The 6,641-nt window shown below is 50.8% G+C and carries 5 protein-coding genes; all 5 read left to right on the forward strand.

All coding sequences use genetic code 11. The features are described from left to right. Positions 1–194 precede the first annotated feature (194 nt). The gene (locus tag CHH67_RS24640) at positions 195–977 is read left to right on the forward strand and encodes an ion transporter (RefSeq protein ID WP_095268011.1); all 783 of its coding nucleotides are present in this window, start codon (positions 195–197) and stop codon (positions 975–977) included. 308 nt (positions 978–1,285) lie between these two features. Continuing rightward, on the forward strand, positions 1,286–2,188 hold the full coding sequence (locus CHH67_RS24645; protein WP_342351971.1) for a methyl-accepting chemotaxis protein: 903 nt from the start codon (positions 1,286–1,288) through the stop codon (positions 2,186–2,188). Positions 2,189–2,361: 173 nt separating this feature from the next. After that, positions 2,362–3,102 carry a LytR/AlgR family response regulator transcription factor gene (locus CHH67_RS24650; protein WP_095268012.1) on the forward strand — a complete coding sequence of 247 codons (741 nt, stop codon included), beginning with the start codon at positions 2,362–2,364 and terminating at the stop codon, positions 3,100–3,102. 3 nt (positions 3,103–3,105) lie between these two features. Then, positions 3,106–4,410: an ATP-binding protein gene (locus CHH67_RS24655; RefSeq protein ID WP_095268013.1), complete on the forward strand. Its 1,305-nt coding sequence runs from the start codon at positions 3,106–3,108 to the stop codon at positions 4,408–4,410. A 112-nt stretch (positions 4,411–4,522) separates the two neighbouring features. Next, on the forward strand, positions 4,523–6,604 hold the full coding sequence (locus tag CHH67_RS24660; protein WP_095268014.1) for a serine hydrolase domain-containing protein: 2,082 nt from the start codon (positions 4,523–4,525) through the stop codon (positions 6,602–6,604). Positions 6,605–6,641 lie beyond the last annotated feature (37 nt).

Below are 6,641 nucleotides of genomic sequence, written 5' to 3' on the forward strand. Positions count from 1 at the left end.
CCCTATAAATTATTGTAATGTAACTAAACCACGCCCGACAGCATCGGGCGTGGTTTCTTTCTATATCAAATTACTAAAATTGTAGACGAATCCACGAATCAAATTCATAATGGAACTATATGCTGAAACCGCTGCATGGTATGGCGCGTATGTGTACGTGTGAAATCGCAAGAAGAGAAAAGTGGGGTACAGTGATGAGAGAAACGTTCAAACGTTTGGTGGAACACCAATACTTCCAATCCATTATTATTGGCATCATCTTTTTGAATGGCGCCGTCATTGTCGCAGAAACGTACAGCACAAGCAAGTTCCTGCTGGTTCTCGACAAAGTCATCCTGGGGATTTTTGTGCTGGAATTGCTGGTGAAAATGATCGGTCTCGGTTTCAAACGATATTTCTCGAGCGGATGGAATTGGTTTGACTTCCTGATTGTCGCTTTCAGCCTCATCTTCCTGGCTTCGCCGTTTGTTACCTCGCTCCGTCTGGTTCGGGTGCTGCGGCTGTTCCGAATGATCCCGGCGATTCCGTCTTTGCGCAAAATTATTGATTCCTTAATCAAGTCGGTGCCGGCCTTGACGGGTGTGCTCGGGTTGACGCTGCTTATTTTTACGATCTATGCCATTATTGGCACGACGTTTTTCAAGGACGTGCTTCCGTATGAATTTTTTGGCAGCTTCCATAACTCCCTGTTCACCTTGATGCAGGTGGTGACCTTCGAGTCCTGGGCCAGCCAGGTGGCACGCCCGGTCATTGCAGAGATCCCGTGGGCCTGGATTTATTTTGTCTCATTTATTATTATTGGGGCGCTCGTTATCTTAAACCTCGTCGTCGCGGTTATTCTGAGCTACCTGGGGCAAGAGGACGAAGAGATTCGGGACGAGCGGCTGGATCAGCTGTTGAAGGAAAACCAGGAGTTGAAGAAAGACATGCAGGAGATCAAGCAGCTGCTGCTTGAGCAGAGCAAGTCGGCACGTTAAGTGATGCCGGGTGGCCAGAATGCTGAAGGTCACCGATCTGATCGATAAGTAAATCGAAGCAACAGAAGCAACCATTGATGAAGGCAGGCTGTCAATGGTTGCTTTTTTTCCATTCCTAGACCTGTACTATGCCAGCGATTTCACTTAACATGCAATTGTATATGTTTTGTAGAGACATTATTGATAAGTTAATGAGAGAGGAGAATTCCTCTAATGTTGATATCGTATAATGATCGCAATGCATCTAGGAGCTGCACATAAGAGTCAAGATCGTTCTTTATTTGGATAAGTAGGAGTGAACACGAATCGTGGAAAAGCAAACGTTAATGGATGAATTCGTTATCAGAGCGATGGAGAGGAACCTGGCAATTATTCGTTTTAATACAGAACGACAGGTGACTTATGTAAATGAGGTATTTGCCGAAACGATGGGATACACGGTGGAGCAGATCATGCATATGCAACACCGGGATTTCTGCTTCGACGACTTTGTCAATTCGTCGGCGTATGATACCTTCTGGGAAGAGCTTCGGGCCGGGCAGAGCTTTCAAGATAAGATTGAACGCAGGAACGCCCACGGCGAATCGGTATGGCTTGAAGCGACTTATATGCCCCTATTCGATGATCAGGCACGCCAAGTCATCGGTGTAGCCAAGATCGCAACCGATATCACAGAGCGCAGACGCAGTCTGGCGACCGTCGTCAAGGAGCTGGAGATGACTTCCCAGGGCTTGAACCAGCGTGCGGAAGAGGGAATCAGCCGCAGCAAGGAGCTTCTGCTTAGCGTGGATCATATTGCCGAGGTATCGGAGAGTAATACCCAGACCCTCAAAGGGCTGCAGGAGCAAGCGAAATCTATCCAGGGGATTGTGAAGACCATTCGGGATATTGCCGCTCAGACCCAGTTGCTGGCGCTTAACGCAGCCAACGAGGCGGCGCATGCCGGTCCGCATGGACGAGGGTTTGAAGTGGTAGCCGCTGAAGTGCGGAAGCTGTCCAACGAAGTATCCGAATCGATCACGAAAGTGCAGGGAGCGATCTCCGGCATCACGAAAGAGATCACGGACATTTCTGACGGGATCAACCGGATCCAATCCTCCATCGTCGAAGGCCAGCAGCAGATACGCGTCACGATGGAGGACTTCAATAGTGTCGTGGAGTACACCCAAAGGCTGGATGAGCAAGCCGCCAACGTGGCGGATAATATATAAATAGTCCAACGAGTCTCTCCTTATGAAAAATGAATCTTATTAGAAACATCTACCGGCTGCTGCCCCATCTACTTCTCAGCAGATCGGTTTTTTTATAAGTGATGATATACGTTATAATACACCTAATCTATTCCTGAAGAACCGTGTTCACACGGTAGAAAGAAGGTGCCCGGGTGTACCGCGTAGCGATTTGTGACGATGATGAGCTGCAGAGAGAACGCGTGAAGGAAATGCTGCTCACGTTATCAATGAAGAGCGGGATTGAATTCGAGATGGTCGCGTTCCCGTCGGGCGAGTCATTGATTGCCCATTATAATGACCAGGGTGCTCCCTTTCATATTCTGATCCTCGACATTGAAATGGGCGGAGTCAACGGGATTCAGACCGCACGAAAGCTGAGAGAGATGAAGCAGCACCACGAGCAGATTGTGTTCTTGACGAGTTATGCTGAATATATGCTGGAGAGCTTTGATGTCGTTTCTTTTCAATACTTGATCAAGCCGATCGAACCGGAAGTGTTCGAAGCGAAGATGCTGAAGCTGTGCCAATATTTTGAGGAGCGTGATCAGGACATCCTGATCATCAGGTCTGCTTATGAGGAGATTGTGTTATGGCAGAAGGACATTATCGCCATTGAAGCGGTCAAGAGCCTGACTGTCAAGAGCAGGCTGAAGTTCACGACGGTCCAGGCCGTTTATGACGGCCGGGGACTGATCTCCACCTATGCCTCAGCGCTGAAGGACAGCCGGTTTTTGCAGATTCACCGCTCGATTCTGATCAACCTGCTGCATGTGCATAAGTTTTCCGGAAACAAGGTGGTCATGTCGAATGGAATGGAGCTTCCGATCGGGCGGTCCAAGGTGAAGGAGGTTAAGGATGCCTGCACCAAATTTATGGTGATGAAGGCGGACTAACATATGGATACGATTATATTACTGAATCTGGGTGTAGCCCTGGTGATGGCGATTCAGGTTAACTTCTATTTCAACTCTGTCTTGGGCAAGGAGAGCAGCAAGCCATCCAAATGGATATATATGATTGTGTTCCTTGTGATCAACGCCGTGTATATGACTCTTCATTTCCCCACACTGTTGTCTTCAGCGCTTGCGCTAGGCGTCATCTTCTGCCTGTCGATGGGCTATGAGGCGGAGCTTAAGCTGAAGGTGGTGTTCTCCGTGTTATACGCGGTATTGTTCACGCTGGTCGACTTCATATGTTTATATCTGCTCGATCCGACCATTTCCATAACTGAGGAGAGCTTTCATTGGGCGAAAGGGCCCAGCCCGCTGCTGTTTTCCACAAGCCTTCTTCTTAGCTGCACCATCATGTTCGCCATCGTTCTGATCATTCGCTTTTTGGCCAGGCGCAAGAGATATCCGCTAAATTTCCGATATTACCTGCTGTTTATTAGTGTACCGCTCATCAGCATCTATCAGGTGAACGTATTGTCGGCCTATAGCGAGAAGAATATTCATTATTTCTTGTCGGTGTTCGGTTATGTGGTTCTGAACGTCCTTGTCGTTTACATCCTCGATACCGTGATCGCCAGGTTTCAGCTACTTCATGAGAACGCCCAGCTGGAGCAGCAGATGGATTACCAGGATGCCAATTACGAAAAAACGGTTCACAGCTTCAAAAAAATCAAAAGCATCATTCATGACACGAACCAGCAGTTTCTATATGTGGCCGAATGCATCGAGCGGGGGAGGACAGACGAAGCAAAGGAGCATATCCGGGTAACGCTGAACAAGATCGAGGAGGCCTACCACAGAGTGAACACCGGCCATTTAGTGATCGACGCATTGGTGACGAATGCGCTGAACATCGGACAGGCTAACGGGATACGAATCGATACAGAGCTTCGTCTCCAACACGGCCGGGAGCTCGGGATCGATCGCTATGATCTGTGCGTGGTGCTCGGCAACATGCTGGACAACGCCCTAGAAGCCTCGAAAAAGGTAAGAGTGGCGGAGGACCGGCATATTCGAATCCATATCCGTTCGAGCGAGTCGGCTCTATTCCTCCGCATTCGCAATTCCGTGGACAGAGAGGTACCCCATCTGCGCAGCCGCAAGGAGAATCCGGATTATCACGGCTTCGGGCTTATGAATATCGAGCGCATTTGCGATAAATACGGCGGGCATATGACGATTGAAACAGAATCGTTGACGTTTGACAATATGGTTGTGCTGCCGTTTGGCTCCAAAGTTTCCCTGGCGTAATGTCGTTCAGGGATTCTTTTTTTCGTTTCGGGGCATTTATGCGCGCTGCTTCCTTTCTGCTTGTAAGATGAACTCGATGAGGAAGTTATACACAGAAAGAAGGAGAAGCCCTATGAACAAATGGAAACGGAGAGGTGCTGCTGTATTAGCAGCCTTGCTGCTGGTCATGCCGCTCGCGATAAGCGAGGTGCGGGCTGTAAGCGAGCCGGAGGCGGAAGGCTCTGCCGCGGCAAAAGCACAGGAGATGGCAGAGGTGCTTATTGGCAGTTATGGTGTAAACGGCGTCCAGTATGCGATTCGAGACGAAGGGGAGATCGTGCTGTCAGGGGGCCTTGCCGTAACTGAATCCGGCAGCAAGAGGCCTGTTGCGAGGGAGGAGATGTTCGGCATCGGGTCGGTTAGTAAAGTGTACGTGACCGCCGCCACGTTGATGCTGGCCGAAGCGGGCAAAATCGATATTGACCGTCCGCTTACGGCGTATATACCAGAATTCGAAATGGCTGACCCGCGGTATAAGCAGATCACGCCGCGCATGCTGATGAACCATTCCGCGGGACTGTACGGCTCGCATTACAAGAACAGCATGCTGTTTGATGACAACGATACGGAGAACCATGATACCTTGCTGGATAATCTTCGGCACCAGCGACTGAAGTCTGATCCTGGTGAGTACGGCGTGTATGCCAATGACGGGTTTCAGCTGCTGGAGATTCTGGTCGAGCGGGTCAGCGGGATGAGCTACAGCGAATTTCTGGCCCGTTATGTCAGCGAACCCCTCCAGTTAAGATCGACCAAAACGCCGCTGGATGATTTCGATCGCGGCCAGCTTCACCCGGTTCGATTCCCGGGCATAGCCGGTGCCCTGCCACCGGAGAACGCCAATGTCATCGGGACAGGCGGTATCTACTCAACGGCGGAGGAAGTAACCCTGTTCTCGGAGGTGCTGACAGGACATCGAACCGAGGTGCTGTCTAAGGCGTCTGCATTGGCTATGCAGAACCCCGAATACCGCAATGGCATCTGGGTGGAGGATGAGGAGAACGTCTTCGGATATGGCCTCGGCTGGGATTCGGTGGATCTGGCACCGTTTGAGCAATACGGGTTGAAGGCCATGACGAAAGGCGGAGACACGATCATGTACCATTCGGCGCTGATCGCTCTGCCGGAAGAAGGGATTTCCGTGGCGCTGCTTACCTCTGGCGGCTCGTCCCTTCTGAATACGGCGGCAGCCACCAGCATTATGCTGACGTACCTGAAGGAAACAGGTGAGATTGGCGATATTTATCCGGATAAAGTCCCTGTGACACCTGTCCAAAAGGATATGCCGGGCAGCCTGAACGCCTATTCTGGCTTGTACGGCACCGTTGGCTCAACGCTCGACATCCTCGTGGAGGATGGACAGATCAAGCTGCCCGGACTTATGGACGGTTTAATACCCGAGCAAACCTATGTCTACACGGGCGGCAGCGAATTTACCGGTGAGGATGGCCTGACCGTCATCAGCTTCGATGATCAGAGCAACGGGCATACTTACGTGCGTGTCAAAAGCGTGCTCGAATTCCCTGGCCTCGGACAGTCTCCGATGGCGTATTACGAGTACCAGAGGCTGGATGCGAACCCGTTGACAGAACTTGTCGCGGGCGCCTGGAGCAAGAGGGACCAACAGACATACTATGCTGTGGATGAAAAAATCAATTCGCTGTTCTATCTTATGCCATCGATCTTGATGAAAACCATCGCATTGGATGAACAAGGCGGTTATGCCAATGGAGCCAAGATTACAGGAGAGGATCAGGCGGTAAACGTGGCGGAGATTCCGGTCATGAACGGTCGTGATGTCTTCGATCTGACCTTCTTCCGGAAGAACGGCATGGAATATTTGCAAGCCGATGGCCGGACCTATGTCAGTGAAGCGGCGGTGCGCCCAATTTATGCAGGGGTCTCCTCCACGGCTACGATACCGGATGCTGAAAGGGTCCGCTGGTATAAGGTCGGCGACAGCGCCGCTGGCCGAACCATGACTGTGGATCTGCCGCAACAGGGCGGGTTTGCCGTCTACGATGCGGATGGCGTTCCAGTCCGTTTGTCCGTGGCTGACGGAGGACGTGAAGTTGTCCTGCCTGAGGATGGTCTGATCGTCTTCGGGGGCGAGGCAGGAGATGTCTTCAATATTACGCTCAAGCAGCAGAAGTGACTTTATAGGCTGGGATATGCAGTGTGACAATTAAGAA

The sequence above is a fragment of the Paenibacillus campinasensis genome (genome assembly GCF_002272015.1).
Classification (GTDB): domain Bacteria; phylum Bacillota; class Bacilli; order Paenibacillales; family Paenibacillaceae; genus Paenibacillus_AQ; species Paenibacillus_AQ campinasensis.

Bases quoted from the DNA above. Each gene is read 5' to 3' on its own strand.
- CHH67_RS24655 (WP_095268013.1), top strand. From the start codon at position 3,106: ATGGATACGATTATATTACTGAATCTGGGTGTAGCCCTGGTGATGGCG.
- CHH67_RS24660 (WP_095268014.1), top strand. From the start codon at position 4,523: ATGAACAAATGGAAACGGAGAGGTGCTGCTGTATTAGCAGCCTTGCTG.
- CHH67_RS24640 (WP_095268011.1), top strand. From the start codon at position 195: ATGAGAGAAACGTTCAAACGTTTGGTGGAACACCAATACTTCCAATCC.